28 protein-coding genes are annotated in these 25978 nt (G+C 66.1%); 17 read left to right on the forward strand and 11 right to left on the reverse strand.

Translation table 11 applies throughout. From position 1 onward, the window contains the following. Nucleotides 1-223 precede the first annotated feature (223 nt). From CXQ88_RS08855 to CXQ88_RS08875, 5 genes are all read left to right on the forward strand, one after another. On the forward strand, nt 224-1543 hold the full coding sequence (locus CXQ88_RS08855) for an MFS transporter (protein WP_104043796.1): 1320 nt from the start codon (nt 224-226) through the stop codon (nt 1541-1543). Nucleotides 1544-1852: 309 nt separating this feature from the next. Continuing rightward, a complete protein-coding gene (locus CXQ88_RS08860; RefSeq protein ID WP_104043893.1) occupies nt 1853-3379 on the forward strand; it encodes an ABC transporter substrate-binding protein in 1527 nt (508 codons plus the stop codon). Nucleotides 3380-3403: 24 nt separating this feature from the next. After that, a complete protein-coding gene (locus CXQ88_RS08865; protein WP_104043797.1) occupies nt 3404-4345 on the forward strand; it encodes an ABC transporter permease in 942 nt (313 codons plus the stop codon). Further along, entirely contained in the window at nt 4338-5168 is an 831-nt protein-coding gene (locus tag CXQ88_RS08870; RefSeq protein WP_104043798.1) for an ABC transporter permease, read from the forward strand. The genes CXQ88_RS08865 and CXQ88_RS08870 overlap by 8 nt, the downstream gene beginning before the upstream one ends. After that, nucleotides 5165-6784, forward strand: coding sequence for an ATP-binding cassette domain-containing protein (locus CXQ88_RS08875; RefSeq protein WP_104043799.1), 1620 nt, complete (start codon nt 5165-5167; stop codon nt 6782-6784). Before CXQ88_RS08870 ends, CXQ88_RS08875 begins: the two co-directional genes overlap by 4 nt. A 21-nt stretch (nt 6785-6805) precedes the next feature. On the opposite strand, the gene CXQ88_RS08880 is transcribed toward CXQ88_RS08875, so the two are convergent. Both CXQ88_RS08880 and CXQ88_RS08885 read right to left on the reverse strand, forming a co-directional pair. Beyond that, a complete protein-coding gene (locus tag CXQ88_RS08880) occupies nt 6806-7882 on the reverse strand; it encodes an ATP-dependent DNA ligase (RefSeq protein WP_104043800.1) in 1077 nt (358 codons plus the stop codon). Between the two features lie 67 nt (nt 7883-7949). After that, entirely contained in the window at nt 7950-8873 is a 924-nt protein-coding gene (locus CXQ88_RS08885; protein ID WP_104043801.1) for an AEC family transporter, read from the reverse strand. Between the two features lie 172 nt (nt 8874-9045). On the opposite strand from CXQ88_RS08885, the gene CXQ88_RS08890 reads away from it, so the two are divergent. Then, nucleotides 9046-10074 (forward strand): TIGR03885 family FMN-dependent LLM class oxidoreductase, encoded by a 1029-nt coding sequence (locus tag CXQ88_RS08890; RefSeq protein ID WP_104043802.1) that lies wholly within the window; start codon nt 9046-9048, stop codon nt 10072-10074. After that, nucleotides 10071-11765 (forward strand): alpha-amylase family protein, encoded by a 1695-nt coding sequence (locus tag CXQ88_RS08895; RefSeq protein WP_104043803.1) that lies wholly within the window; start codon nt 10071-10073, stop codon nt 11763-11765. The genes CXQ88_RS08890 and CXQ88_RS08895 overlap by 4 nt, the downstream gene beginning before the upstream one ends. 41 nt (nt 11766-11806) lie before the next feature. Here the strand turns inward: CXQ88_RS08895 and CXQ88_RS08900 are convergent, their stop codons facing one another. After that, entirely contained in the window at nt 11807-12214 is a 408-nt protein-coding gene (locus CXQ88_RS08900) for a hypothetical protein (protein ID WP_104043804.1), read from the reverse strand. 166 nt (nt 12215-12380) lie between these two features. Between CXQ88_RS08900 and CXQ88_RS08905 the strand changes: the two genes are divergently transcribed. Further along, nucleotides 12381-12617, forward strand: coding sequence for a hypothetical protein (locus tag CXQ88_RS08905; protein ID WP_104043805.1), 237 nt, complete (start codon nt 12381-12383; stop codon nt 12615-12617). A gap of 110 nt (nt 12618-12727) precedes the next feature. On the opposite strand, the gene CXQ88_RS08910 is transcribed toward CXQ88_RS08905, so the two are convergent. The 3 genes from CXQ88_RS08910 to CXQ88_RS08920 form a co-directional block, all read right to left on the reverse strand. Further along, nucleotides 12728-13015: a MoaD/ThiS family protein gene (locus tag CXQ88_RS08910; RefSeq protein WP_104043806.1), complete on the reverse strand. Its 288-nt coding sequence runs from the start codon at nt 13013-13015 to the stop codon at nt 12728-12730. Continuing rightward, a complete protein-coding gene (locus CXQ88_RS08915) occupies nt 13008-14114 on the reverse strand; it encodes a WD40/YVTN/BNR-like repeat-containing protein (RefSeq protein ID WP_104043807.1) in 1107 nt (368 codons plus the stop codon). Before CXQ88_RS08915 ends, CXQ88_RS08910 begins: the two co-directional genes overlap by 8 nt. A gap of 63 nt (nt 14115-14177) precedes the next feature. Further along, nucleotides 14178-14378: a hypothetical protein gene (locus CXQ88_RS08920; protein WP_104043808.1), complete on the reverse strand. Its 201-nt coding sequence runs from the start codon at nt 14376-14378 to the stop codon at nt 14178-14180. Nucleotides 14379-14663: 285 nt separating this feature from the next. Between CXQ88_RS08920 and CXQ88_RS21735 the strand changes: the two genes are divergently transcribed. From CXQ88_RS21735 to CXQ88_RS08950, 6 genes are all read left to right on the forward strand, one after another. Further along, the gene (locus tag CXQ88_RS21735) at nt 14664-15428 is read left to right on the forward strand and encodes an LPXTG cell wall anchor domain-containing protein (protein WP_258061780.1); all 765 of its coding nucleotides are present in this window, start codon (nt 14664-14666) and stop codon (nt 15426-15428) included. A 112-nt stretch (nt 15429-15540) separates the two neighbouring features. Further along, a complete protein-coding gene (locus tag CXQ88_RS08930) occupies nt 15541-16284 on the forward strand; it encodes a class F sortase (protein ID WP_104043809.1) in 744 nt (247 codons plus the stop codon). A gap of 56 nt (nt 16285-16340) precedes the next feature. Continuing rightward, nucleotides 16341-16859, forward strand: a complete 519-nt coding sequence (locus tag CXQ88_RS08935) for a universal stress protein (RefSeq protein WP_104043810.1) — start codon at nt 16341-16343, stop codon at nt 16857-16859. 285 nt (nt 16860-17144) lie between these two features. Further along, nucleotides 17145-17486 carry a metal-sensitive transcriptional regulator gene (locus tag CXQ88_RS08940; protein WP_104043894.1) on the forward strand — a complete coding sequence of 114 codons (342 nt, stop codon included), beginning with the start codon at nt 17145-17147 and terminating at the stop codon, nt 17484-17486. A gap of 69 nt (nt 17487-17555) precedes the next feature. Beyond that, a complete protein-coding gene (locus CXQ88_RS08945; RefSeq protein ID WP_104043811.1) occupies nt 17556-17795 on the forward strand; it encodes a heavy-metal-associated domain-containing protein in 240 nt (79 codons plus the stop codon). Between the two features lie 27 nt (nt 17796-17822). Then, nucleotides 17823-20093 (forward strand): heavy metal translocating P-type ATPase, encoded by a 2271-nt coding sequence (locus CXQ88_RS08950; protein ID WP_104043812.1) that lies wholly within the window; start codon nt 17823-17825, stop codon nt 20091-20093. Nucleotides 20094-20101: 8 nt separating this feature from the next. On the opposite strand, the gene CXQ88_RS08955 is transcribed toward CXQ88_RS08950, so the two are convergent. Next, the gene (locus CXQ88_RS08955) at nt 20102-20374 is read right to left on the reverse strand and encodes a DUF2277 domain-containing protein (protein WP_104043813.1); all 273 of its coding nucleotides are present in this window, start codon (nt 20372-20374) and stop codon (nt 20102-20104) included. A 212-nt stretch (nt 20375-20586) separates the two neighbouring features. On the opposite strand from CXQ88_RS08955, the gene CXQ88_RS08960 reads away from it, so the two are divergent. Then, nucleotides 20587-20856 carry a WXG100 family type VII secretion target gene (locus tag CXQ88_RS08960; RefSeq protein ID WP_104043814.1) on the forward strand — a complete coding sequence of 90 codons (270 nt, stop codon included), beginning with the start codon at nt 20587-20589 and terminating at the stop codon, nt 20854-20856. A gap of 124 nt (nt 20857-20980) precedes the next feature. On the opposite strand, the gene CXQ88_RS08965 is transcribed toward CXQ88_RS08960, so the two are convergent. Beyond that, nucleotides 20981-22024: an EamA family transporter gene (locus CXQ88_RS08965; protein ID WP_181037451.1), complete on the reverse strand. Its 1044-nt coding sequence runs from the start codon at nt 22022-22024 to the stop codon at nt 20981-20983. A 70-nt stretch (nt 22025-22094) separates the two neighbouring features. Here CXQ88_RS08965 and CXQ88_RS08970 point away from each other — a divergent pair, with 70 nt between their 5' ends. Continuing rightward, a complete protein-coding gene (locus CXQ88_RS08970; protein ID WP_104043815.1) occupies nt 22095-22640 on the forward strand; it encodes a CGNR zinc finger domain-containing protein in 546 nt (181 codons plus the stop codon). A gap of 7 nt (nt 22641-22647) precedes the next feature. On the opposite strand, the gene CXQ88_RS08975 is transcribed toward CXQ88_RS08970, so the two are convergent. The 3 genes from CXQ88_RS08975 to CXQ88_RS08985 all read right to left on the reverse strand — a co-directional run bounded on the left by CXQ88_RS08975 (nt 22648) and on the right by CXQ88_RS08985 (nt 25077). Then, nucleotides 22648-23004 carry a hypothetical protein gene (locus CXQ88_RS08975; RefSeq protein WP_104043816.1) on the reverse strand — a complete coding sequence of 119 codons (357 nt, stop codon included), beginning with the start codon at nt 23002-23004 and terminating at the stop codon, nt 22648-22650. A 104-nt stretch (nt 23005-23108) separates the two neighbouring features. Then, on the reverse strand, nt 23109-23699 hold the full coding sequence (locus CXQ88_RS08980; RefSeq protein WP_181037452.1) for a hypothetical protein: 591 nt from the start codon (nt 23697-23699) through the stop codon (nt 23109-23111). Nucleotides 23700-23724: 25 nt separating this feature from the next. Beyond that, nucleotides 23725-25077 carry an MATE family efflux transporter gene (locus CXQ88_RS08985; RefSeq protein ID WP_104043817.1) on the reverse strand — a complete coding sequence of 451 codons (1353 nt, stop codon included), beginning with the start codon at nt 25075-25077 and terminating at the stop codon, nt 23725-23727. A gap of 108 nt (nt 25078-25185) precedes the next feature. On the opposite strand from CXQ88_RS08985, the gene CXQ88_RS08990 reads away from it, so the two are divergent. Beyond that, on the forward strand, nt 25186-25620 hold the full coding sequence (locus tag CXQ88_RS08990; protein ID WP_104043818.1) for a DoxX family protein: 435 nt from the start codon (nt 25186-25188) through the stop codon (nt 25618-25620). Nucleotides 25621-25978: the final 358 nt, after the last annotated feature.

Below are 25978 nucleotides of genomic sequence, written 5' to 3' on the forward strand. Positions count from 1 at the left end.
GTTGCCACAATGTGAGAGCTATTGCCAGAGCGTGATTATTTTCTTGACAAGTGACAGTCCTCACAGCCACTATTGCTGTATCGCACAAGTAGCTCCCACAATGTGGCTACTGTCCGGGTTCTCCCGCACCTCCAGCCGTGCCGCGCCAAGCCACCACCCCAGGCAGCGCCGGCTGCGAGTCCCTGATCCATCCGCGACAACGTCGTCACATCAAAGGAACTCCATGAGCCAGATACTTCCGTCCGCTGAGCCAGGCATCGCTGCCCCGGCCGGGACGCCGAAGAAGGCAGCCCTCGCCAGCTTCCTGGGCAGCGCCGTCGAATACTACGACTTCTTCATCTTCGGTTCCGCCGCCGCCCTCATCTTCCCCACGGTCTTCTTCCCGGATGCTGACGCCAACGCGGCAATCATGTCCTTCGCCACCTTCGGCTTCGCCTACGTGGCCCGGCCCGTGGGCGCCGTCATCCTGGGCCACTTCGGTGACCGGGTGGGGCGGCGGAAGGTCCTGATGTTCACCCTCCTCCTGATGGGTGCCTCCACCTTCCTGATCGGCTGCCTCCCGGACTTCAACACCGTTGGCTGGTGGGCTCCCGCCCTGCTGGTGCTGGCCCGCCTCTGCCAGGGACTTTCCGCCGCCGGCGAGCAGGCCGGCGCCTCCTCCATGACACTGGAACACGCCCCGGACAACCGGCGCTCCTTCTTTACCTCCTGGACCCTCACCGGCACCCAGGGCGGCCAGATCCTCGCCGCCCTGGTCTTTATCCCCGTCCTGGCCCTCCCGGACGAGATCAAGTACGGCATTGGCTGGCGGATCCCCTTCTGGCTGAGCGCCGTCGTCGTAGTGGTAGCGTTCTTCATCCGCCGCACGCTGCACGAACCGCCGGCCTTCGAGGAAGCCCAGAAGACCGCCCAGATTTCCAAGCTCCCCGTCGCCGACCTCCTCAGGGGCCACTGGCGCGACGTCCTGCGCGTTATCTGCTGCGCGTTTATCGCCGCCGTTTCCACGGTGTTCGGCACGCTCGCCATCAGCTACGCCAAGACCGTTGCCGGCGTGGACGGCACCACCACCCTGTGGCTCGTGGTGGGTGCCAACCTGGTGGCCCTTGGCACCCAGCCGCTGTTCGGGATGTTGGCTGACAAGATTGGCCGCAAACCCGTCTTCATCTACGGCGCCCTGTCCAGCGCCGCCCTTACCCCGGTCTTCCTGCTCAGCCTGGAATCAGGCAGCGTCCCGCTGATGTTCCTCGCCGCCATCGGCTTCTTCTCCTGCGGCTACGCAGCCTCCAACGCCGTCTGGCCGTCCTTCTACGCCGAGATGTTCAGCACCAAGGTCCGGTTCTCCGGCCTGGCCATCGGTACCCAGCTCGGCTTCCTGATGGCCGGATTCGCGCCGGCCATCGTTGCGGCCATGGGCGGCATCAAGCCCGGCGGCTGGGTGCAGATCAGCATCTTCACCGCCGCCATCTGCATCGTGGCAGCCATCTCCGCGCTGACCGCCAAGGAAACGTTCAAGGTTCCCACCAAGCAGCTCGGCCTGAAGTAGTTTTCCGGGAGCGGCGTACGCTCCTCCCCGGTTACACCGATCGAAAGCCCGCCAATTCCCCCGGAGTGGCGGGCTTTCCGGCGCCCCGGGCGGCAGCGGCCTGGCGAGCAAGCGGGCAAAAACGTCCGCCGGCGGGTGGCCGGGGGCTCAGGGCTCCCCTCCCACAGGGCTGAGCAGCCACGTCATCAATTCACGCTTTAGCAGAAGGGAAGGCTACCCTAAGTCGTCCCCTTTTTTATTTCTGCCCTTCCCCACGGCAGCCCTGCAAGGCGGTTCTCTGTGCGTTCCTACTTCCGTCCCCGCGTCCTGATGGCTGCGGCCGCTGCCCTGGCCCTTACCGGCTGCGGTTTCAGCGGCACCACGACCCAGGCCCCGCAGCCCTCCGCGGCTGCGGACACCAGCCAGCGGATTGTCGTCGACAACTTCCGCGCGCCGGTAGCCAACTGGGCTGTTGAGTCGGACGCCGCCTACATCCTGTCCCTGTCCGGCTGCCTGGAGACGCTGACCACCTACAGCCAGGCGGAGGGCAAGGTCCTCCCCTCGCTGGCCACCGAGTGGAAGCAGACTTCGCCCCTGGACTGGGACTTCAGCATCCGCCAGGGCGTCAAGTTCCAGGACGGCACCGACCTCACTGCCGAGTCAGTGGTGTCGGCGCTCAACCACGTCCTTGACGCAAAGGTCCCCGCCCGCGCTTTCAACCGCACCATGATCAGCAGCGTCACCGCAGTGGACTCACAGACCATCCGCGTCAGCACCCCGGCAGAAAACCCGCTGGTGCCATACCGGCTGGCCAGCGTCAATACCGGGATCCTGGCGCCCGCCGCCTACAAGGCCGAAGGCCTGGACCCGTTCGGCCACTGCACAGGTCCCTTTACTCCCGTCTCCGAGAAGGCTAAACAGTCCCTCACCCTGGACCGGAACGAGAACTACTGGGGTGGCAACGTGCAGCTCGCCGGCGCCGAGATCCGCTTCATCACCAACGGCGCCACCCGCGCCGCCCAGGTGCAGACCGGCGAAGCAGACATCTCGCTGTCCATCCCGGTCGCGAGCCTTGCCGCGCTGAAGGCGGACGACGGCGTCTCCGTGCTGGGTGCCGATTCCCCCCGCACTGCCACGATGTACATGAACAACGGCCGCGCACCGCTGGACAACGTTGACGTCCGCAAGGCCATCCGCGGGGCGCTGGACCTGGACGCCCTCGCTGCCAGTGTCTACGAAGGTGCCGCCCTGCCCGCCACCGGGCCGTTCGCACCCTCCGAGCCATGGGCCGGCGAAAACCAGGACAAGCAGCAGCAGAACCTTGAGGAAGCCCGCAAGCTGCTCGCCGATGCAGGCTACACGGCCGACCGCCCCCTGGAGATCATCGCCATAGTGGAGCGCGCCGAATTCGCCGATGTTGCCGCCGTCGTCCAGGAAAACCTGAAGAACATCGGCATCCCGGTCACCATCGAGTCCAAGGAATACGCCTCGGCGGAGCCGGACGTCCTGGCCGGAAACTACGACATGCTGCTCAGCCAGCGGAACCGGCTGATCGACATCGCCGATCCCATCGGGTTCCTCACCGCCGACTACACCTGCAAAGGCACCTACAACCTGAGCCACTTCTGCGACGCGGAATACGATCGGATCGTCGCCGAAGCCGCCACCACCGTTGATACCAACGAACGCTACAAGCTGTACGCGGACGCAGGCCAGATCCTCCAGGACAAGGCGGTCAACGCCTGGCTCGTCAACGAACAGGCAACCGACGCGGTCCGCACCAACGTCCTCTCCTACGTCCAGGACCCGCTGTCCCGCTACGTCCTGACGGCGAAGACGGCCAAGGCCGCGTCCTAGTCCCGTTCCCCGAAGCTCCCGCGAATGCTGCAGTTCATCACTAAACGGACGGCCACCCTGGTGGCCGCCGTTGTGGTGTCCTCGTTTGCGGTCTTCCTGATCCCGTACTTCACGCCAGGTGATCCGGTGCGGAAGATTATCCGCTCGCGGGTGGCGGGGGACGCCGTCGACGCGTCCGCGGTGCAGGGCCTCAGCGAGAGCCTGGGCCTGAACGACCCCCTGGCCGTCCAGTACTTCCGTTGGCTCGGAGACTTCTTCAGCGGCGACATGGGGCTGTCCTTCGTCAGCCGCACGCCCGTGGCCGATCAGGTGCTGCCGGCGCTCTCCGTCACGCTGAGTCTGGTCACCATGGCGCTGGTCCTGGCCGCGGCGGTATCGCTCCCCCTGGGAATCGTTGCCGGGCTGCGGCCGGGAAGCAGCCTGGACAAGGCCATCACTGCCGTCACCCAGGCCCTGATCGCCATGCCGGAATACTGGGTGGCTCCCGTGCTGGTGCTGGTCTTCGCCCTGAAGCTGTCCGTACTTCCCACGGCAGGCTGGAACGATCTCTCGTCCGCCGTCCTGCCCGCACTGACCCTGGCTCTGCGGCCCATCAGTTTCTTCACCTCGGCGGTCCGGGCCGGCATCATCGACGCCGCAGCCGCGGAGCACGTGCCGGCCGCCCGGGCACGCGGCCTGAGCCAGGGCCAGGCCATCCTCCGCCACGTGGTGCCGAACGGGCTGGTGCCGCTTTCCACGTTGTTCGCCGTGTGGTTCGCGGGGCTGCTGGGTGGATCGGTCATTGTGGAGGTCATTTTCGCGGTGCCCGGCATGGGCAGGCTGCTCTTCGACGCAGTAGTCAACAGCGACATTCCCCTCGCCCAGGGCGGCGTGGTGGTCGTGGTGGCCCTCGCCGTCGGCGTGACCACCCTGGCGGACTTTATACACAGGTTCCTCAGCCGCACGGTGGGAGCCTCCCTTGCGTAAATGGTGGAACGTCAGCACGCTGGCCGCGGCGGTGCTTGCCCTCATTGTGCTGGCGGTGCTGCTGGCCCCCTGGATCTCGCCCTACCCGCCGGCGGAGCAGAATCTGGCGGAGCGCCTGGCTCAGCCCTCGGCCGGGCACTGGCTGGGAACGGACAACCTGGGCCGGGACACCCTCAGCCGGATCCTCGAAGGCGGCCGGTTCTCCATGTCCGTGGCGGCGCTGGCCACAGTGCTGACGTGCCTCCTGGGCGTGGCCATCGGCATCCTCAGTGCACGGCGGCGCGGCTGGGTGGATGAATTCCTGACCCGGACCAACGACGTCCTGCTCGCCCTGCCGGAAATGGTGGTGGCACTGTTCATCGTGGCGGCGCTGGGCACGGGCTTCGGGCCGCTGCTGCTCGCGCTGGTGGTCACGGGGTGGACGCCCTTTGCCCGGCTTGCCCGCACCCTGGCGTACGACGTCTCGGCGCGCGGTTTCGTCGACGCCGCGCGCGTGGTGGGCTGCCCGCCGTCGTTTATTGTCTTCCGGCACGTCCTGCCGCATCTCGCAGCGCCCATCCTGGGCCAGGCGACGCTGCGGTTCGGGCACCTGCTCATCAGCGTGGGCGCCCTCTCCTACCTGGGCCTGGGCGTCCAGCCGCCGCAGTCGGACTGGGGTTCCATGCTGGCGGCGGCGCAACCGTTCGCGGACCGCGCCCCGCTGGGAATCCTCGCCCCGGGCATGGTCATCTTCACGGTGGCCCTCTGCGTGACGCTGATTGGCCAGCGGGCCGCCCATATGGCTGCGGCGCCGCTTCTGATGCCGCAGGCTGCGGAAAAATGAGCCCAGTAAACACGCGCCTGGTCCTGGAGGACCTGGAGGTAAGCCATAAAGATTCCGACGGCGGGACCTCGGGCAAGCACCTGCTGTCCGGAATCTCCCTGTCCGTTGATCCCGGTGAGTTCGTTGCGCTTGTGGGCAGTTCCGGTTCGGGCAAGACGCTGACGGCGATGTCCTGCCTGCAGCTGCTGCCGCCCAGCCTGGGCATCACCGGCGGTTCCATCAAGCTCGGGGACCTGGACCTGACCCGCGCGTCCGAACAGGAGCTTAACTCGGTGCGCGGCGGCCGGCTTGGGATGCTGTTCCAGCAGCCCAAGCGTATGTTCAACCCGAACCGGACCGTTGAGCAGCACCTCAAGGAGCCGCTGCGACTCCACGGCGGCCTGCGCGGCTCGAAGGCCCGCAGCAAGGCCCTGGAGCTGCTTGGGGAGGTGGGGTTCGCCGATCCCGTGAAGGGGATCCGGGCCTACCCGCACCAGCTTTCCGGCGGCATGGCCCAGCGGGCGATGACAGCGCTGGCCTTAGCCGGACAACCCGGCATGCTGCTCGCGGATGAGCCGACGTCGGCGCTGGACAAGGTGCTGGAACGCCAGATCCTGCAGCTGCTGGACCGCGAGCGCCGGGAACGCGGCCTGGGTATTCTCTACATCACGCACAACATCGCGTCCGTTGCCTCCTTCGCCGACCGGGTGCTCGTGATGAACTCCGGCAGCATCGTGGAGGCCGGACCGGCCGGCGCGCTCCTTACCCGGCCCCGGACCGCGTACACCCGCGAACTGCTGGCCGCCGCCCGCCTGGCGCCGGAGTCCCGCCGTCGTCCGCCCTCCAGGGAGCGCGAAATCCTGGTGCTGAACGGCGTGGGCAAGCACTTCGGGTCGCGGCGGAAGCTGGGCCACGCCGCGCTGCAGGACGTCTCGCTGACCCTCCGGCGCGGAGAGATCCTGGGCGTGCTGGGCCAGTCGGGGTCCGGCAAGAGCACCTTGGCGAAGGCCATCGTGGGCCTGGAAACGGCAAGCGCGGGGACCATCACGCGGCAGCTGGACCCTGCCGGATCACGTGAGGCCACCGCCGTGCAGCTGGTGTTCCAGGAACCGCACGGCGCTTTTGACCCGAGGATGACACTCCGCACCAGCCTGCAGGCCCCGCTGCGCGCCCACCATGACCTTTCGCCGGAACAGCGGAACGAGCGCATTACCGCCGCTATGGCCGAGGTGGAGCTGGATGCGGCTTTGCTGGACAAGAGACCGGCGCAGTGCTCGGGTGGCCAGCTGCAGCGCGCCACGATCGCGCGGGCCCTGCTGCTGGAACCGCAGGTCCTGATCTGTGATGAAGCCACCTCCGCCCTGGACGCCCTCACGCAGCGCACCATCCTCAACCTGCTGCTGCGGCTGCAGCGGGAGCACAACCTGTCCCTGATCGTCATCTCGCATGACATGGACGTGGTGCGGTACATGTGCGACCGGGTTGCCGTGCTGCTCGAGGGCCGCGTCGTTGAGGTGGCGGAAACCAGAGACTTCTTCGCGGCGCCGCAGCACCAGCACAGCCAGGCGCTGGTGGAAGCCTCGATCCCCTGCCGGGCGGATGGGCTGTGGAGTGTCCTGGATGTTGCGAAGCCCTAAGCGGCCATCCGCAGAGCCGCCCTACGGCCGCCCGGTCTCCAGCACCGACGCCAGGTCAAAGCCGACCGGTTCCTCCAGCTGCGCGTAGGTGCACGATTCCGGATCCCGGTCCGGCCGCCAGCGGTTGAACTGTGCGGTGTGGCGGAACCGGTCGCCCTCCATATGGTCGTACCGGACCTCCACCACCAGTTCGGGACGCAGCGGCACAAAGGAGAGGTCCTTGCCGACGCTCCAGCGGCTGCCTTCGGCTTTGCGCGGGGTCCGTTCCCCTTCCTCCTGCTTCCCCCACGCCCACGGATGGCCGTCGAAGTCCGTGACCAGCGGCTGGAGCTGTTCGTACAGCTCCTGCCGGCGCTTCATTGGGAAGGCCCCAATTACGCCCACGCTGGCCAGGCCGCCGTCGTCCGTGTACAAACCAAGCAGCAGCGAGCCGATGGCGTCCGGTCCGCTCTTGTGCACGCGGTACCCGGCCACCACGCAGTCGGCGGTGCGTTCGTGCTTGGTTTTGAACATCACCCGCTTGTCCGGCTGGTACCGGCCGTCCAGCTGCTTGGCCACAATGCCGTCCAGGCCTGCCCCCTCGAACTGCCGGAACCACTGTTCCGCCGTGTCCTTGTCAGTGGTGGCGGCGGTGAGGTGGACCGGGGCCTTGCTGGCCGCGAACGCCTTCTCAAGCGCCGCCCGCCGCTCGGTGAAGGGCCGGTCTGTGTAATCGTCGTCCTCCAGGGCCAGCAGGTCGAACGCCACGAAGCTGGCGGGTGTCTGGGAAGCGAGCAGTTTTACGCGGCTGGCGGCGGGGTGGATGCGCTGCTGGAGGGCGTCGAAATCCAGCCGGTCCCCTGCGGCACCCACTAAGATAATTTCGCCGTCGATGACACAGCGCGGCGGCAGGTTTTCCTTCAGCGCTTCAACGAGCTCGGGGAAGTAGCGGGTCATCGGTTTTTCGTTGCGGCTGCCGATCTCCAGGTCGTCGCCGTCACGGAAGATGATGGACCGGAAGCCGTCCCATTTTGGCTCGTAGCTGAGATCCCCTTCCGGGACGCCGCTGACGGCCTTGGCGAGCATGGGCGGGACGGGCGGCATCACGGGAAGTTCCATGTGCCCATTCTTGCCCGGAGGCGGCCGCTCGCGGAACCCCGCACACGCCACGCAGGGAAGTCCAGGCTTAGCCTGCCAGCAGCCAGACGATGAGGATCAGCGCCGGGGCCGCTGCCGCCGTCGACAGGAGAATCGTTTCTCGGGCCACCGCGACGCCGCGCCCGTACTTGCCGGCAAACAGGAACACGTTTTGCGCCGAGGGAAGCGCCGCCATCAGCACCACGCCCAGGAGCATGTGCTGGTCAAGGTTGAACACGAAGCGCCCGACAACGAACGCCACCGCCGGCATCACCGCTGACTTCAGCGCGGTGGCAGTCAGGATTTCCGCCGTGTGCCCGCCGCCTTGCAGCATCCGTGTACCGTGCAGGGACATGCCGAAGGCGAGCAGCACCACCGGGACCGCCGCACCGCCCAGCAGGGTCAGCGGCGCCATCACCGGATCGGGAATTTCCACGTTGAACGCGGCCAGGACCACGCCCAGCAGGGAGGCGATGATCATGGGGTTCCGGAACGGCTGGGTGAGCAGCAGCCGCGGCGAGAACCGGCCGGCCTCGGACAGATCCAGCACGGTAAGGACCAACGGGGCCAACAGAAGGAGCTGGACCAGCAGTACGGGTGCCACCGGGGTCGCATCTCCCAGGGCATACAGCGTGATGGGGATGCCGATGTTGTTGGCGTTCACATAGGAACTGGCCATCGCACCAATAGTGGTTTCAGCCAGCGGCCGCCGGAACCACAGCCGGCTGGCCAGGATGTACAGCAGGGCGGTGGCGGCCGCTGTGATCAGCGCCAACGGTACGTAGGCGGAGAAGACCACGGTGAGGTCGGATTCCAGCACCACCGTGAACAGCAGGACGGGGTTGGTGATGAAAAAGGCGGTACGGGTCAGCGCCGAAACTGTGGGCTCCCCGCCCAGCCCGCACCGAGCGGCAATGTACCCCACGGCAATAACGACACCGATCACCGCCAGCCCGATCAGCACACCACCCACGAGAGGTACTTCCTTCCAGTTCCGCCGCCTGCGCAGGAGTTCCGGGAAGCGCAGTACTACAAGTTCCAAACTTATCGGACAAGTGGCCCGTCGCCGGCACGCCGACCCCTCCCCGGCAATCCAGGCCAGAAAATCCTCGACACAACACCACGCCGGACGGTAGAGGTTAACGATGGTTACTGTCGGCTTCCACGCCTCCCACGAACAGATCAGTCCCGGCCAGCTGCTCAAGGACGTCCAGCACGCGGAACGCGCGGGCTTCGATGCTGCCATGTGCTCGGACCACATCGAGCCGTGGTCCGCCCGGCAGGGGCACTCCGGGTTCGCATGGTCGTGGCTCGGGGCTGCGCTGGCCACAACAAAGTTGCGCTTCGGAGTGGTGACAGCGCCGGGGCAGCGGTACCACCCGGCCATCATCGCGCACGCCTCGGCCACCCTGGCCAGCATGTTCCCGGGCCGCTTCTGGATGGCCACCGGGAGTGGCGAGAACATGAATGAACACATCACCGGGGACGCCTGGCCGCCCAAGGAGACGCGCCAACGGCGGCTGGAGGAGAGCGTGGAGGTCATCCGGCGCCTGCATCGGGGTGAGGAGGTCACCCATCACGGCCTCGTCACCGTGGAACAGGCACGGATTTGGGAAGTCCCGGACACTCCCCCGCAGCTCATTGCCCCTGCCATCAGCGTGGATACTGCCCGCCGCGCAGCGGCCTGGGCGGACGGCCTGGTCACCGTGAACCAGCCGGCGGACAAGCTCAAGGAGATGCTTGCCGTCTACCGCGACAACGGGGGCAGGGGAAAGGCCATCCTGCAGGTGCACCTCTCCTGGGCTCCCGGCGAAGGCGAGGCCACCGCCGTCGCGCTGGACCAGTGGCGCACCAACACCTTCGATCCGCCCATCCCGTGGGATCTCCCCACCGCCGGGCATTTCGACGGCGTAGGGAACCACGTGGGTGAGGACCAAGTACGCAAAACGGTGAACATCTCGGCCAGCCTTGACCGGCATGTTGAGTGGCTGGCCGGTTACGCGGACTTGGGTTTCGACGAGCTCTACCTGCACTTCGTGGGCCAGGAGCAGGAACGGTTCATTGATGCGTTCGCCGGTGAAGTCCTGCCTCAGCTTCGCCCTTCCCCCGCTTTGGCCACGTCTGCCGCAGCGACCAGTGCGGCAGCTGGGCCCGCGGCCGGGACCGGCGCGTGAGGATCGCAGAGACATCGGACCTGTGGTGGAAGAACGCGGTGATCTACTGCCTGGACGTTGAGACCTTCTTTGACGACGACGGTGACGGCACCGGTGATTTCGCCGGCCTCACCCAGCGCGTGGACTACCTGGCAGCGCTGGGGGTGACCTGCATCTGGCTTATGCCGTTCTACCCCTCCCCGGACCGGGACGACGGCTACGACGTCACGGATTTCTTCACTGTGGACCCCCGGCTGGGCACCATGGGGGACCTGGTGGAGTTCATCCGCGCAGCCAAGGACCGGGGAATGCGGGTGATCGCGGACTTCGTGGTCAACCACACCTCGGACCAGCACCCGTGGTTTGTCGAGGCCCGGAAATCCACGGACAACCCGTACCGGGACTTCTACGTGTGGCGGAGCGACACTCCCCCGGACACATCCTCGGAGGTGGTGTTCCCCGGCGAAGAAACGTCGCTGTGGACCCAGGATGACACCACCGGAGAGTGGTACCTCCACATGTTCGCTAAGCACCAGCCGGACCTGAACGTCACCAACCCCGCGGTACGGAACGAAATCGCCAAGGCGATGGGCCTGTGGCTCGAACTCGGGCTGGACGGCTTCCGACTGGACGCGGTGCCCTTTTTCCTGGAAACCCGCGGCCAGCCGAAGGACGAGGCCGCCAACCTGGATCCGCACGGCTACCTGACGGCGCTGCGGAGTTTCGTCACCCGCCGGAACGGGAGCGCGGTGCTGCTGGGCGAGGTGAACCTGCCATACAAGGAACAGGTGGAGTACTTCGGAGGCCCTGAGGGCAACGAACTGAACATGCAGTTTGACTTTATGACCATGCAGCACCTCTACCTGTCGCTGGCCCGGCAGGATGCGCGGCCACTGACGGAGACCCTCAAGAGCCGCCCGGCACTCCATCCCGACAACCAGTGGGCCATGTTCGTTCGCAACCACGATGAACTCACCCTGGACAAGCTCAACGACGGCGAGCGCGGGGAGGTCTTCGCCGCCTTCGGGCCGGAGAAGAACATGCAGATCTACGGGCGCGGCCTGCGCCGGCGGCTTCCGCCAATGCTGGGCGGCGACCCGGAACGCCTGCGGATGGTGTACTCGCTGATGTTCTGCCTCCCCGGCACCCCGGTGCTGTTCTACGGCGAGGAAATCGGCATGGGCGAGGACCTCCGGCAGAAGAGCCGCGCCGCGGTGCGCACCCCCATGCAGTGGAGCGACGCGAAAAATGGTGGCTTCTCTACGGCCAAAGCATCAGACCTGGTGGTGCCGCTGGCCCGCGGGGAGTACGGCCCGGAACGCGTCAACGCCGCCGCCGCGAAACGCGACCCCGACTCGCTGTTCAACTTCATGACCACCCTGATCCTGCGTTACCGCGAATCCCCGGAGCTGGGCTGGGGCACGTTCGCCATCATCGACCAGCCGGAGCCGGCGGTCTTCGCGCACACCTGCAGCTCCGACGGCGGCACCCTGGTCCTCCTGCACAACCTCGGCGAGGAACCGGTGAAGGTCACCGGCAAGGCCGGTGCGGAGGACGGGCCGCGGCAGGCGTTCAAGGGCGCAATCCTGCTGGACCTGCTCGACGGCGACAACGTGCCCTTGGAGCCCGACGGCGGCTTCACGGTTGAGCTGGGACGCTACGGCTACCGCTGGTTCCGGGTGCGCGGGAAAGGTGACCGGTTGGCACCCTAAGGGTGCAGTCTCCGGGCGGGCAGCCGCGGCGCCGTTTAGGATCAGGATGGCGATCGGCAGGCTGAGGACGCCTGCAACAGGCGTTCAGCTTCGGCCAGGATCCGCTCCCTCACGGGCAGGGACACTGTGACTGTGCGCCGGCCGTCCTGCTCCTGGTCGCGGATGCCCACGGCCAGGGCGCTCATCAAGTCTGCGTCCTCGGCGGTGGCAAGGTCGCTGCCGATGAGCTGGACCAGCACCTTCAGGCCGGCCAGGCGGCGCTGCGGGTCGGCGTCGTCCAGTGCGGAGTCAATGGCCCATTGCGCACGCTTCCACCATTGGTCGCGCCTGTCGGCCCGCGAGCGTTGCCGGTAGGTCAGGTAGGCCACCAAAACCACGCCGAACGTGGCCAGCGGCGCTATGGCCGCCGCACCCAGCAAGGCGGCCCCGATCCCTTCGAAGAACTCCATGGCACCACTTTAGGGCCGGGCTGCCCCGGCCGGCCGCTGGGAAACAGTACCGGCTTCAAGAACTAACCGGCGCCTAACCCTCATGAAACCAACGCGCAACATTGGGCGCCCACACTGGGTAGTGCAGGCAAGAGCCGGCACCAGCTCCAGCCAGGAGGCCCCCGCCATGTTGAAGGAAGCAGCAGCCCATGTAACCAGAGTCCGCGCCCTGGACCAGCTCCGCCGCGGCGATGAGATTGAAGCCCGCCTCTCGGTGGGCCCTTCCTACGATGACGTAGTGGTCCGGCGCGGCAGCGTCCAGGAAACAGCGCCAGGCATTGGCGTGGTGTGGATCCTGGACCGAATCACCGGCCTCCGCAAAGCAATCAATACCGACGAATGCAGCGTATGGCGGATCGCCTGACGCCTGTTCGCGTGCAGTAGCGCTTCCCAGGGCCTTTAGCTTCGCAGCGGCGGGTGTAGTCAGTAAGGACTGCCCGCCGCCCGAGTAGCATGGCCCCGATTGAACCGCGCTTAGCCTCCGGCCACTGACTGGATGACCAGCACCTCCTGGCCGGGCGCCACCTCCGTTTCCAGGCCCTGCAGGCGCCGCACCTCGTCACCGGCCACATAGATGTTCACGTATCGGCGCAGCGCGCCTGTTTCGTCACGGAGCCGCCTGGCCAGCACAGGAAAGCCGGCAGTCACAGAGTCCAGCAGTTTCACCACCGTCACCGGCCCGTCGGTGGGCGCAGTCAGTACGGACTGCCCGCCGGCGAGGGGCTGCAGGATGCTGGGAAGAACCACAGTGATGTCAGGCACCGGCCACCACTGCTGCCCGGACGCAAAGCACATCCGGCAGGTGGGCCAGCACCTCGGCGAACGTCTCCCCCTCGTCCGCGCTGGCGTAGACGGTGCCGCCGCGGGTACCAAAGTACACACCGGCGGGTTCCGCTGTGTCCACGGAGGCGGCGTCGCGCAGCACGCTGTTGTACTCCCCTGTTGGCAGCCCGTTGCTGAGCCTCTTCCAAGTGCCGCCGGCGTCGTCCGTGCGATGGACTGCCAGCTCGCCGTTGGGCGGGATCCGCTCGCCGTCGGCCTTGAGCGGGACAACCCAGGCGGTACCTTCCCGGCGGGGATGGGTCAGCATCACGAATCCGAAGTCGGCCGGCAGGCCCTCGGCAATGGAATTCCAGCTCTCGGCGTTGTCATCCGTGCGGTAGACGCCGTGGTGGTTTTGGGCGTACAGGCGGCCGTCGACGGCGGCGTCCGCGGCTATCTTGTGTACGCACTGGCCGAACTCGGGGTTGGGGTCCGGCATAAAATAGGCGGAAATTCCCCTGTTGCGGGCTTCCCACGAGGTGCCGCCGTCGAGCGAGCGGTAAACGCCGCCGGTGCTCATGGCGACGTGCACGGTTTCCCGGGCGGGGTGGACCACGATGGAGTGCGCGGCGGCGCCGCCATATCCGGCGCCCCATTCGCTCCGGTGGGGGTGGTCCCAGAGGCCGCGGTTGAGTTCGAAATGTTCGCCGCCGTCGGTGGACTTCCAGACCGAGATGGGCTCGGCTCCCGCCCAAACCACACCCGGACGGGACTCTGCGTCCGGATAAATCTGCCAGATCCGTTCCAATGCGGCGCCGGTATCCTCGGGGAACCTGATGGCGCCCTGCTCGGGCTCCGTCCAGGTGGTGCCAAGGTCATCGGAATGGGCAACGGTAGGTCCCCAATGCTCGTTCCGGACCCCGACCATGATCCGGGTGCGGCCTTCCCTGGTGTCGATGCCAATGCTGGGGATCTCAGCCATCAGGAAGTGCGGACCAGTGAAGGACCATTGGCGCCTGTCCTGGCTGGTGGCCAGCCACAGGCCTTTTTTGGTCCCGATCGCTAAGACAAAACTCTCTGCGGTTGTCATGCCCACCATGCAACCACCGCCCCGGTCGGCCCGCAACGGTTTTCTTGGCCATCGGGACCGTCTTGGCGGCTGTTAGTCCACGAACTCCGACTGGGTCTCGATGAAGTCCCAGTCTGCTGCTGACAGCGCTGCCGCCGGGTTATCCGGGTGGGGTCCACCTGCCTCCGCGATGCCTTGCAGCACTGGAAGCGGAAGTTCCTCGGTACGAAGGTTCTCCCGTAGCCATTCCTTGCTTGCAAGGTCCAGGTCCAGCCACCACATAAAAATTTCCATGCCCTCACGCCCTTTCGTCGACTGATTCAACGGTAGGCGCGGGCAGGGCGGGCTACAAGGCATTGGGGCGGCACCAAGTGGTGCATCCCATTTTGTTGGGTACCGGCAAGTAACCGGGCCCCCGGGAGCACGGCAAAGACGAGTAGTGCCTACTCGCGACTGGCAACAACGGCCCCACCTAGCCTGAAAACTCAAGCAAGCTGACCGTGCTGCTGGGGCAATCGGTGCATTCGCTGGTCCTCCTCATCATGGTCCTTTTCACGTCGACAGCTGGGGAGAATCATTATGAAACGCGCCATAACAACGTTGGGGGTGCTGGGCCTGGCGGCGTTCGCCGCCGCCGCTCCGGCCGTGGCGGACCGCGGGGGTGCCGACGACGACAAAGTTGTCGTCTGCCACGCCGGTTCGGGCTCCAACTCCGGGCACTTCAGCACCATCACTGTGGCCGTCCCGTCAATGAACGGCCATGACGAGCACGGCGCAGACATCATTCCGCCTAACGATGGAATGGAGTACGGACAGAACTGGGATGCTGTTGGGAGGGCTATCCATGCTGCGGGATGCGTGGTTACTAATGTTGACGTCCCGCCTGTGGTGCCGCCCGTTGTCGTACCACCCGTAGTGCCGCCGGTTGTTGTGAACCCGCCCGTCGTCAACCCACCCGTCGTGAAGCCGCCGGTAGTGGACGCGCCTGTGGTTCCTCCCGTCGTGGTGGTTCAACCCGTGGATCCGCCGGCGGTCGCGCCTCCTGTCGCAAACCAGCCCGTCGTGAACCCGCCCGCGGGTGCACCTGCAGCCGACCAGTCCACGGTTGTTCCGCCGTCGGCCGTCCCAGCGCAGGCTACAGCGCCTCAGGCCGCAACAGGGGTCCCGGCTGCCGGAGCCACTGCCAACGCAAACCCCGGAACCAATCAGGGGTACAACGCCCAGACTGCCGTCGGTGGCCCGGACAGCGCACCGTCCTGGCTCGCCGGCATGGGTGCACTGCTCGCGGCGGGAGGGGTGGTCGCATTCCGCCGCAAGTCCCGCACTCTGCGCCAGGGCGACTGACAATGGCTTAGCCGCAGTTCGTGGCCACCTGACAAGGAAGGCGTCCCGCCAGTGCCCGGCGGGGCGCCTTCCTTCCTTTCCCGATTCGCCGTTGCAACAGGTGAGGAGCAGCATGTCGAAGGAACACAGCAGGCACGCAGCCGCGAAGGCACGCAGGTGGAGGCGCTGGAACAGTGGCGACCTGGTCATTCTCCTGTGCGGCATCCTGGCCTTTTTATCCATCACGTTCGGCGCCCCCTTGTTCCAACCGGCGGGATTGTCCGCCGGTGTCAGCGGGACAGCAGTTACTTCGCCTCCCTCCGCCAGCAGTTCCATGGAACCTGGGCCCATGGCCGTCACGGGGACGCCGGAAGGAGCAACGCCAGCCCCCTCCAATTCCACTTTTCGGCAGGCACCGGCTCCTGTCCTGCCGGCAGCAGCGGCTCCGGTGCGCATCCGCTACGCGTCCGCCGCGTTCGATGTGCCGGTGCATGCGCTCGAACTGGACTCCGCCGCGCAGACCAGCCAAACGATCGTGCCTCCGGCCACTAAGGACGGCTACTGGCTGACCCCGTTCGGCACCCCGGGAAACGGCTCCGCCAACACCACTTATGTCATCGGCCACAGCTGGGAAGGCGCAGACGCGCCTTTCAACCATCTGAGCTCAGCAGCCACCGTGGGCGACGTGTTCGAAGTGGACACCGCCGCCGGCACCATTCAGTATCGGGTGGACAGCGTGACGACGTACCTGAAGTCTGGCCTGAAAGACAGCCCCATCTGGGACATCGTGCCCAACCGGCTGGTCCTGATCAGCTGCTATACCGAAGATCCCTGGGGCAAAAACGTGGTGGTGACCGCTTCGCCGGCCAGATCCTGACCCTCCTTAGCGGACCGGTGCTGTTCAAGAGGGTGCGGGCAGGCTGAGAATAAGCTATGTCGTCAGAACACATCCGCGGTACTTCACCCCTGCTGGTAGGCGTCGCCCCCAATCAGCATCCAGAGGTCCTGCAAACCGCCGCCAGCCTCGCCGCCCGGCTGGGGACCCGCCTGCTCTGCGCCTACGTGGATGAGGCCAGCTACCTTGTGGAATGGGACCCGGCACGGTCCGCTCACAGACTCTCCCTGCACCCTGACACCGACGCGGAGAACATCGGCGGCGTGACGTCGGAGCTTAAGGTTGCGATTGAAGCCGCGGTAGCCCAGGTGCCGCCCGGAACCGCGGCTGCGGAATGGACCCTGCAAACGCTCGCAGGGGATCCCGCCCGCGCCCTGGCCCAACTCGCAGCGGAAACCAACGCGCCGATGATCATCGTGGGAACTTCCGAGCGGGGCTTCTCGCACCGCCTTGCGGAAGCACTCAGTGGATCGGTTGGCGCCTGGCTCACGCACCACCAGAGCAGGCCTGTCCTCATCGTCCCCTACCGGATGGCAGCCCACGAGGACCGATCCTGACCTTCGGAAGCCCTCCCGAACCCGAAGAAAAATACGGCTAAGAAAGTAAAGCGAAAGTAGTTATTCGGGGTGCTGGCGGACCTGGCTACCAGCCCGTAAGCTAATTGAAGCAGGCCGATTCCAGCAATGTGGAAGCTGGCCTTGCCCAAGAGCTGCTCCGGAGTGCGTATCCCCCAATAACGCACTCCGGAGCTTTTTTGTGCTCAGAGTTACCGGCAAGCGGCTATCCCGGATACCCCCTAGGGGTACTTGCACTATACCCCCAAGGGGTATAGGGTGAAAGGCATGAGCGCAACGGATGAGGCTGTCACGGAAACCATCACCGACCAGCCGGAGCACGGGTACACCGGGAACAAGGATGCCTACCTCCGCCGGCTCAAGCGCATCGAAGGCCAGGTGCGGGGAATCGCACGCATGGTGGATGAGGACAAGTACTGCATCGATATCCTCACCCAGGTCTCCGCCGTCACCAAGGCTCTGCACGCCGTCAGCCTTGGACTCGTCGAGGAGCACATTGGCCACTGCGTGGTGGGTGCCGCCTCCGAACCGGACCCTGCACTTCGCGCAGAAGCCATCGACGCCAAAGTCAAGGAAGCCGCCGACGCCATCGGCCGGCTCCTCCGGTAACAACTGCCTGCCGTCGACGCATCCCAAACTTTATTCAACAATGCCGTCCCACCCAACAAGGAGCAGCACATGAGCACCATTTCCCCTACCACCACCACCGTCAGCGTCTCCGGAATGACCTGCGGGCACTGCGTCTCAGCTGTCAGCGAAGAACTTGAGGCCCTGGCAGGCGTAGAGGAAGTGGACGTCGAACTCAACGCCGGCGGCATTTCGACAGTCACCATCACGTCCAGCAACCAGCTGTCCCCTTCCGAGATCGGCGAGGCCGTTGCAGAGGCGGGCTACCTGGTCGTCGCCAACGAAGCGTAAAACAACACCACCGCTTCGAGGAGCCGCATGAGCAGCCACGAACTTCTCCACCAACCCAAAACCCGGGTGGTGGAACTCGACATCGAGGGCATGACCTGCGCCTCCTGCGTCAACCGGGTGGAAAAGAAGCTCGGAAGGCTCGACGGCGTCCAGGCCCTGGTCAACCTGCCCCTGGAATCGGCCCACGTAACAGTCCCGGCCGCCATCAGCGACGAACAGCTACTGAATACGGTCAGTGCCGCCGGTTACAAAGCAACGGTCCGCAAGCCCACCTCTGCAGCGGAGACCGAGCACACACCCGGCCGGCTCCGCCCCCGCCTGATCCTGGCGGCCGTGTTTACCGTGCCGGTGTTCCTGATTTCCATGGCGCCTGCGTTCCAGTTCCCGCAGTGGGGCTGGGTGGCGGCCGGATTGGCCCTGCCCGTGGTTACGTGGGCAGCGTGGCCGTTCCACCGTGCCGCCGCCATCAACGCCCGCCACTTCACCTCCACCATGGACACCCTGGTGTCGATCGGCGTTGTCGCAGCGTACGTGTTCTCGGCCTGGCAGCTGTTTGCGGATCCCCTGCTGACCCAGCACCCCGGTATGGAGGGGATGGAGCAGGGCGGCCTCTATTTTGAGGTTGCGGCCGTCGTCACCACTTTCCTGCTCCTGGGCCGCTACCTTGAGGCCAACGCCAAGCAAAAAGCCGGTGACGCCCTGCACGCCCTCCTCAGCCTCGGCGCCAAGGACGCCACCGTTTTACAGGACGGAACGGAACACAGGATCCCTGCTGAGCGGCTGAAGGTGGGCGATGTCCTGGTGGTCCGGCCGGGCGAGAAGATCGCCACCGACGGCGTGGTGGTTGAGGGGATGTCGGCTGTGGACGCCTCCTTGGTCACCGGCGAATCAGTACCCGTGGAGGTGGGCCCGGACAGCCGCGTTACGGGCGCAACCATCAACACCTCCGGCCGACTGCTGGTCAAGGCCACCCGTGTCGGTTCCGAGACCACACTCGCGCAGATGGCCCGGCTGGTGTCCCAGGCCCAGACGGGCAAGGCTCCCATCGCCCGCCTCGCAGACCGCATCAGCGCTGTATTCGTTCCCGTCGTCCTGGCGATCGCCGCTTTGACCTTCGTACTCTGGCTGCTCTTCGCCGGAGCGGAAGGACATGCGCTGCGTTCGGCCTTCATCGCCGCCGTCGCCGTCCTGGTGATCGCCTGCCCGTGCGCGCTGGGGCTCGCCACTCCCGTCGGCCTGCTCACGGGCACTGGCCGGGGCGCCCAGCTGGGCATCCTCATCAAGGGCCCGCAGGTCCTGGAGGACACCCGCACCGTGGACACTATCCTGCTGGACAAAACCGGCACCGTCACCACCGGACTGCTCGCCGTAAACTCCACCCTTGCCTTTGAGGGCTTCGAGGAGCGTGAGGTGTTGAGGCTGGCCGGCGCTGTGGAAGCGGCTTCCGAGCACCCCATCGCCCGTGCAATCGCCGCCGCGGCACGGTTACAGCAGGCGGTGACAGCCACCCAAACAGCGTCCGACGGCGCCAGCCTGCCTTCGGTGCAGGCCTTCCGTTCCGCTCCGGGCGGCGGAGTCGCCGGAACCGTCGAAGGCAGGCAGATAATTGCCGGACGCAGCGGCTGGCTTGAGGAAAACGGCATCACTATGGCTCCCGGGCAGCTGAAGCTGCTGGCAGCGGCGGAAGCCGCAGGCACCACCGCCATTTGGGTTGCCGTGGATGGTACTGCTGCCGGCATCATCAACCTGCGGGACACCATCAAGGACGGCTCGGCAGCCGCCGTCGGCCGGATGAAGTCCCTGGGCCTGCGGCCCATCCTCCTGACCGGCGACAATGCTGCCGTCGCCGCCCAGGTGGCCGCCGCCGTCGGCATTGATTCCGCAGACGTCTACGCGGGGGTCCTGCCCGAAGGCAAGGTGGAGGTGGTGCGCACACTGCAGTCCCGCGGCGCGACCGTAGCTATGGCCGGAGACGGCATCAATGATGCCGCAGCGCTGGCACAGGCCGACCTCGGGATCGCCATGGGGTCCGGCACTGACGTGGCCATCGAGGCGGCCGACCTCACCGTGATGGGCAACGACCTCTCGCAGGTGGTCCAGGCCATCGAGTTGTCCCGCAGGACCTTGGCCACCATCAAAACCAACCTGTTCTGGGCGTTCTTCTATAACGCGGTGGGCATCCCGGTGGCGGCCCTGGGACTGCTCAATCCGATGATCGCGGGCGCCGCGATGGCAGCCAGTTCCGTCCTGGTGGTCGCCAACTCACTGCGCCTGAGGAGCTTCGGGAAGCAGGGCTAAGGCTAGCTTCAGGCAGCCCCGTACCGCACGGATGCCCGCGCCCGCGCCTTGGCGGCCTCCGCGTCCCGGTCCTTGGGCGGGGCCTGCGTCACCAGCGCATCCAGAAGGTGCTGGGTGATGTGGGCGATCTCGTGGACCGCCTCCTCGAAGGCTTCCTGGTTGGCCTTGGAAGGCTTGGTGCTCCCGCTGACCTTGCGCACGTACTGCAGCGCTGCGGCGTGCACTTCCTCGGACGTGGCGTGGGGTTCGAAGTTGTGAAGGGTTCGGATATTCCGGCACATACAGCCATGCTAGGCTCTGGATCGCCTGGGATCGACCCCTCCGCGAAGGATTTAGGGCCTCCGTCCATGGGGAGCGCGGCATGGGCAGGGGTGCCCATCGACACTGTTTTGAGGACCGGGGTAGGTTGTAGGCAATGGATCTTCCGGATGAGCCGGGGGGCCGCTGGGGATGCCGACCTGATTCGGATCCACGATCTTACGAGGAGAAACTGATGGCTATTTGGGGTGCAGACGTTCAGCAGCTTCGTCAGCTGGGCAGCAAGCTTCAGGCGGGTGCGTCCGAAATCGAGTCGCAGCGCACTAACCTGACAAGTCTCCTGAATAACACCGAGTGGAGGGGACCGGACGCGGACAGGTTCAAGGACCAGTGGAACGGCGAGCACACCAAGATGCTGAACCAGGTTGCTGAAGCACTCAAGGAAGCCGGCAACAAGGCAAAGCGGAACGCCGAAGAGCAGTCCAACGCTTCCCAGGGCGCCTAGCCTTCACGTTGCGAACACTTGGCAGGCCCGGGCACCTAAGGTGTCCGGGCCTCTTGGCTTCAAGGGTGACTTGCCGGCCTTGACTTCAAGTTGAGGTGACGGCCCCAGCCGGTGACCTCCGCGCCTAAGGGACGGGTTCGACGTCGTTCGCGTGTTCCAGCGGGGACGCCGCCCTGGGTGCCTCCATGGCCCCTCCGGAAGGCACGGCCGCAGGGCGCCGCAGCTCGTCGAGCCGGACGAGGATGACGCCTCCCACGATCAGCACGCCGCCCAGGAGCTGGATGGCGCCCGGCAGTTCGCCCAGCAGCAGCCACGCCCACACCACGGCGAAGAGGACTTCTGTCAGCGACACGAAGGACGCCACCATGGAGCCTAGAGCACGGGCGGCCATAATGCCGGAGACGTAAGCCAGCACTGTGGCCAGGATGACCAGCCCTGCCAGCGGAACCCACCAGGGAGTGATCCACGGGCCGAGCTTGGTGTCGGCGGTGCTGAAGGCCATGGGCAGCAGGCCGGTTGCCGCAGCCAGCCACATGATGGCCGCCCCCACCAGAAGTCCGCCGGAGGCCAGGACGATGGGCGGAAGGGAGTCGTTCTCCTTCGCGGTGATAAAGAAGTAGATGGCGAGGCAGACTGCTGCAGCCATGCCCCAGAAAACACCTACCAGGTCAATCTTGACTGCACCCGTGAGGTCAAGGACCAGGACCAGGCCGGCGAGGGAAAGCAGCGTTCCGGCGAAGGTCATTACCCGCGGCCGCTTCCGGCTGGCCGCCCACAGCCACAGCACGATGATCACCGGCGCCAGGTACTCAAGCAGGAGCGCCACGCCCACCGAAAGCCTGGCCACCGCGTTGAAGTAGAACAGCTGGCAGGCGGCGACGCCGATCAGTCCGAAAAGCAGGATGGTCAGCCAGTTGTCCCGGAGCTGGTGCCAGCGGCCGCGCAGGGCGGGAACCGCGGGGACGGCGAGAATCAGGGCAGCGCCGGTGAGCCGGGCAGTGACCGCAGCTCCGGGAGACCACCCTGTTTCCAGCAGGGCCTTGGCGAAGGATCCGGAGAGGCCAAACACCGCGGACGAGAACAGCGCGATGCCGAGGCCGGAGGCCAGGAAGTTGTGCTTGTCTGCGGGCACCCTCAGGCTGGGGGTGCGGATGTTGGCGGCAGGCATCGTTGCCTCCTGTCAGGAGTAAAGTGGGGTAATGGTCATGACAGTACGGGAAGCACTGTAAGGAGTCAAGATGGTTTTTGCCCCTGACACTGAGGTGGCTCTGCGCACCGTGGTCCACCTGGTCAATTCAGCGGCCAACGGAGGCGAAGGGCTTGGGTCGGTAGCGGATTTGGACAACTTTCTGGCAGCTGAAGGAGTTACCGGATCGCGCACCCGGGATAACGACGAACTGACCAGCGTGCGCCAACTGCGCCAACAGCTCTCGGCGCTGTGGACCGCGGACGAAGACGCTGCGGTGGAGACGGTGAACCGCCTGCTGCGGGAGGCCCGCGCGCTGCCTCAACTGGCGAAGCACGATCACTGGGACTGGCACCTGCACGCCACTACCCGCGAGGCCCCGCTGGTGTACCGGATGAGCACGGAAGCGGCCATGGCTTTGGCGGACGTGATCCGCGGCAAGGAGATGGACCGGCTGCGTATCTGCGAGGCGGAGGACTGCGACGCTGCGGTGCTGGACCTCAGCAGGAACCGGTCAAAGCGGTACTGCGATACGGGGAACTGCGCCAACCGCGCGCACGTGGCTGCCTACCGGGCACGCCAGGCGGCAACCGGCTAGCAGAAGACTAGCGGGAGCCCGGGGTGTCAGTTTCGTCAGGGGAAGCCGGGTCCTGCGGGCGGGGAGCTCCAAAACCGTGGGATTGCTTCGGTGCTGAGCTGAGGTTTACGCCGGATCCCTTGCCCAGGTAATCAGCGTTGTCCTTGTGGCTCATGGAGAGCATCGCGGCAATCACCAGGGTGACAATGAAGGCAATGCCGGCAGCGGTGAAGGCCAGATCTAAGCGGGGGGCCCGCGCGCTGCCGCCGGAGGCGAAAATCACGACGGCGACGAAGGCGATTACGGCCCAGAACGCAGAGAACATCAGCGGGCCCTTCACCGAGGTCCGCATCTTGCGCGGATTTCCTGGTCGCTGGTCTGCCACGGTGATTCCTCCCTGCAGGCGGTGCGTGGGCCGCCTGGGTCAATGTCTTTCGGTAGTGCGCCCGGCTATTTTCTACGAGAAGTAGAACCGGACGCACTCCTAGTTTACGGGTTCACCGCTTCGCTGCGGGCATCGTGCCGGATGGTCAGCCCGGCGAGTGCCCAGAGCACGCCGGAGATGATGGCCCCGCCGCCGGCAACGCCCAGCAGTGCATGCGCGCCGAGGCTGATAAAGAAGGGCAGGATGACGGCGGTGCCAAGGCCAATAAGCCCCGACGCGATCCAGTCCCGGGCCAGCACGTGCCGGCCGCGGAATTTCAGCCCGCAGGTCAGCTCGAGGGCCCCCGCGACGCCCAGGCCGAGGGCGGCAATCACTCCGAACAGCAGGTCCCCGTGCAACAGTGCCAGCGCAAACCCGGCGCCGGCCAGCACGGACCCGGCGGCGGAAAGCATCTTGCCAGTCGCACCGTCCCGCTGGAAGCCCGTCGCGGAAATGCCCCACATCAGGAGCAGGCCTGTTGCCAGCAGGTAAAGCCCGCCGGACCAGCCCATAACCTCCACGGAGGGCGCCGCCCAAAAAATGGTCACAGCCCCAAAAACCAGCGCTGCCGCAGAACGCAGCAGCACCGGCTTCCACAGCTCAGCCGTGGGAGCCGTTCCGGAAGCAGCGCCGGCGGGGGTTTTTGGTGGGGTCACCGGTCCAGTTTAGTGGGGGCCGGGCCTACGTCGAACCGAGCACCATCCAGCGGTCAGAACGGGCGCGGGCACCCAGTGTGACAGCGCGTGCTGCCATGTAACCAAGGGCGAAGGCTGCCCACAGCCAGCCCAGCCCCGCGGCGCCGCCTGCACCCGACAGGGCCACGGCGAGCAGCAGCGGCGCGTACACGGCGAGGTTCACCACACCGGCGAGCGCGAGGTATTTCGCGTCCCCGGCGCCGATCAACACCCCGTCCAGTACAAAAACGTATCCGGCGACGGGCTGGCCTGCGGCAAGGATCCACAGCGCTACAGCCAACGCCGAGTGCACGTCGGGATCGGAGGTGAAAAGAGAGCCCGCCCACGGCGCGGCAACGGCGAGCAGTGCCCCGGTAACCGCTCCGAAGCCGAGTCCCCAGCGGGTCATGGTCCCGGTCAGGAGCCGTGCCCTTGCTGGGTTCGAGGCACCGAGCTCCTTGCCAATCAGCGCCTGCGCGGCGATGGCGAGGGCGTCCAAAGCGAAGGCCAGGAACGAGAAGATGGTCATGGCCAGTTGATGGGCAGCGAGGTTGACGGGCCCCTGCGCGGTGACCACAACCACGGTTGCCAGGATGGCCACCCGCAGGCTGAGGGTCCGCAGCATCAGCCAGGACCCGACCCGCGTCATGCTCCTGATGCCGCGCCAGCTCGGCAGGAGATTGACGCCGTTGCGCTGGGCATTCCGCTTCACCATCACCAGGTAGACGGCGGCCATGGCCCACTGCGCCACGCTCGTACCCACGGCGGAACCGGTAACAGACCAGCCCATGCCGTAGACGAGCCACAGGTTCAGGACGATGTTCAGGCCGAACCCGGCGGTGGCCACCACGAGCGGCGTCCGGGTGTCCTGCAGGCCGCGGAGGAGGCCGGTGCCGGCAAAGACGAGCAGCATGGCCACCAGCCCCGGCATGGACCAGCGAAGGTAGTCGACGGCGAAAGTGCGTACCTCGCCGTCCGCTCCCAGAAGGCCGACCAGCTGGTCGGCGGCCAGGAAGCCGGCCACTGCCAGAGCGGTGCCGAGCAGCAGTGCCAGCCAGACGCCGTCGCGCCCTGCGGCGAGGGCTTTGCCCAGCTGGCCGTCCCCGACGGCGCGGGCCACGGCGGGGGTAGTGGAATACGCGAGGAAGACCATCAGGCCGACGGCGGTATGCAGCACCGCCGACGCCAGGCCCACGCCCGCCAGCTGGGCGACGCCAAGGTGGCCCACAATGGCCGAATCAGCCAGCAGGAACAGCGGTTCGGCGACGAGCGCACCGAAAGCCGGAACAGCCAGACGGAGGATTTCGCGGGCATGCCCCTTCGGTGGCGCGGCCGGCGCCGGGGCAGGTAATGAGGGCACCCAGCCAGCCTAATGCGCTGCCGGCCTGTGACTGCAGGTGCATGACAAAGCCCACAATATGACGCAGATAGTTGACTCTTCAAGTATTTGCCGGGAGACTTAAGTCCTATGAACCAGTCACGACTTACCACCACCGCCATTACCGCCCTCCGGATCATCCTGGGCTTCCTCTTTGCCGCCCATGGCTGGCAGAAGTTCAATGAATGGACCATTGCAGGCACGCAAGCGTCATTCGCCAAGATGGGGGTCCCTGCAGCGGAGATTGCCGCACCGGCCGTCGCCGTACTGGAACTGGCCGGCGGCATCGCCCTGATCCTCGGCATCCTCACCCGAGTGGTCGCGGCACTCCTGGCACTGAACATGCTGGGCGCCCTGTTCCTGGTCCACGCCTCTGCCGGAGTCTTCGCCGCAAACGGCGGCTACGAACTGGTGCTGCTCCTGGCAGCGGCAGCCTTCGCCCTGGCCCTTACCGGCGCAGGCCGCCTCTCGGTGGACCGCGCTCTCTTCGGCCGCAGCAACTCAAAGCTGGCGGTCCTGGCCTGATCACTACCTCCGGCTTAAGCCGGGAAGCGCGCGACGGCGGGTGGGCACTTGGGTGCGCACCCGCCGTCGTGCGTTAAGGCTCGCGACTGCAAGGCTGCGGTCCGATGTGTTGCGCAGCCTTCAAGGGGCAACGCGAACAAACGGGAACAATCGGCACCAGAAACTCACGGGAAAGTTGGGAAAACGCTTGCCACAAACCCTTGGGAGCTGATAAACCATTAGTGCTGCAGTGAGAACTGCATCACCCTTCCCCAGGTCTCAGCCACTCCGGATCCTCACTCCGAAACCCCTCAAGCCGTAACCTCATGCAGTTCATGCAACTACGTCTTTGAATCGTTCCAACCTGCCTGGGTACCGC

Origin of the sequence: Arthrobacter sp. ZGTC412 (genome assembly GCF_002929215.1) — a bacterium.
In the GTDB taxonomy this organism is placed as follows: domain Bacteria; phylum Actinomycetota; class Actinomycetes; order Actinomycetales; family Micrococcaceae; genus Arthrobacter.